The sequence below is a fragment of the Streptomyces sp. NTH33 genome (assembly GCF_003236365.1).
Classification (GTDB): Bacteria; Actinomycetota; Actinomycetes; order Streptomycetales; family Streptomycetaceae; genus Streptomyces.
The window spans coordinates 1-1,549 of record NZ_POTZ01000854.1 but is presented as its reverse complement, the minus strand read 5'-3'; the positions used below and the strand labels follow the sequence as shown (position 1 = coordinate 1,549).

The 1,549-nt window shown below is 77.3% G+C and carries 1 protein-coding gene and 1 pseudogene; both read left to right on the top strand.

The window, feature by feature from the left end; translation table 11 throughout:
* Positions 1-47 precede the first annotated feature (47 nt).
* On the top strand, positions 48-1,175 hold the full coding sequence (locus C1I97_RS36980; RefSeq protein WP_111007246.1) for an inositol-3-phosphate synthase: 1,128 nt from the start codon (positions 48-50) through the stop codon (positions 1,173-1,175).
* Positions 1,172-1,549 (top strand): annotated as a pseudogene (locus C1I97_RS36975) (hypothetical protein); the annotation flags it as partial. The gene C1I97_RS36980 and the pseudogene C1I97_RS36975, both read left to right, overlap by 4 nt.

Sequence of the window (1,549 nt, the reverse complement as noted above, 5' to 3'; positions counted from 1 at the left end):
CGCCCCACCCGTCCGGCTCCGGTTCGCGTACGACAAGGAGGCTGCCCATGTCCGCCGAACCTTCCGTTTCCTCCTCCCGCACCGGTGTCTGGCTGATCGGCGCGCGAGGCTCCGTCGCCACCACCGCCATCGCCGGATGCGCCGCCGTCGCCGCCGGACTGCACCCCACCACCGGCCTCGTCACCGAGACCGAGCCGTTCGCCGCGAGCGGCCTGCCCGCGCTGTCGTCCCTCGTCTTCGGCGGGCACGACACCGTGGACTGCCCGCTGCCCAAACGCGCCGAGACCCTCGCCGCCGGCGGCGTCCTGCCGCACGGCCTGCCGTCCGCCGTCCGCGGTGAACTGGCCGCCGCCGACGGGGAGATCAGGCCCGGCGGGCCGCTGCCCGGCGACACCCGGAGCGAGGACGCCCTCATCGGCACCCTCGCCGGCGACATCCGCGACTTCACCCGCCGCCACGGCCTCGCCCGCACCGTCGTCGTCAACGTCGCCTCCACCGAACCGACCCCCGAGGGCGCCGCCCTGCCAGCCAGTTCGCTGTACGCGGCGGCCGCCCTGCGCGCGGGCTGCCCGTACGTCAACTTCACCCCGTCGACCGGCCTGCACCACCCCGCTCTCGCCGCCGAGGCCCGGGCCGCCGCCCTGCCGTACGCGGGCCGCGACGGCAAGACCGGGCAGACCCTGCTGCGGTCCGTGCTCGGCCCGATGTTCGCGCAGCGGGCGCTGCGGGTGCTGGCCTGGTCCGGTACGAACCTCCTCGGCGGCGGGGACGGCGCCGCCCTCGCCGACCCCGCCGCGGCCGCCGCGAAGAACTCCGGCAAGGAACGGGTCCTCGCGGACACCCTCGGCACGGTGCCCCAGGGCGAGGTGCACATCGACGACGTGCCCGCGCTCGGCGACTGGAAGACCGCCTGGGACCACATCGCCTTCGACGGCTTCCTCGGCTCCCGGATGACCCTCCAGACCACCTGGCAGGGCTGCGACTCGGCGCTCGCCGCGCCCCTGGTCCTCGACCTGGTCCGGCTGCTGGCCCGCGCCCACGAACGCGGGCTGACCGGGCCCCGTCCCGAACTCGCCTTCTACTTCAAGGATCCCGACCCGGGCGCCCCCGCCGCGCTGGGGGAGCAGTACGCGGCGTTGCTGGACTTCGGCCGGCGGCTGGGGGACCCGCGATGACCCGCCACCGTCTGGCGGCGGCCCTCGTCCTGGCGGTGACCGTCGCCGCCGTCGCCGTGGCGCGCGGGCCCGCGGCCCGTGGCCGCCCCCACCGCCGGGAGGACCACGCCCACCCGGCGCCGTCACCGAAGGCGGAGCACGGGACGGAGGCGGATGCCCGACCGACGGATCCGGCCGGCCCGACGGGGGAGAGCACCGCGCCTGCGGGCTCCACCGGACAGGCAGTGGCGTCCGCCGGATCCGCCGCGTCCGCCGGATCCGCCGCGTTCGCCGGATCCGCCGGACAGCCGCGGCAGGCCGACGCGCCGGAGGGGGCGTCCCGGCCGAGGCGGACGGATGCCGACCCCGTCGCCTCCACCGCCCCGGCAGCCACC

Bases quoted from the DNA above. Each gene is read 5' to 3' on its own strand.
- C1I97_RS36980 (WP_111007246.1), top strand. From the start codon at position 48: ATGTCCGCCGAACCTTCCGTTTCCTCCTCCCGCACCGGTGTCTGGCTG.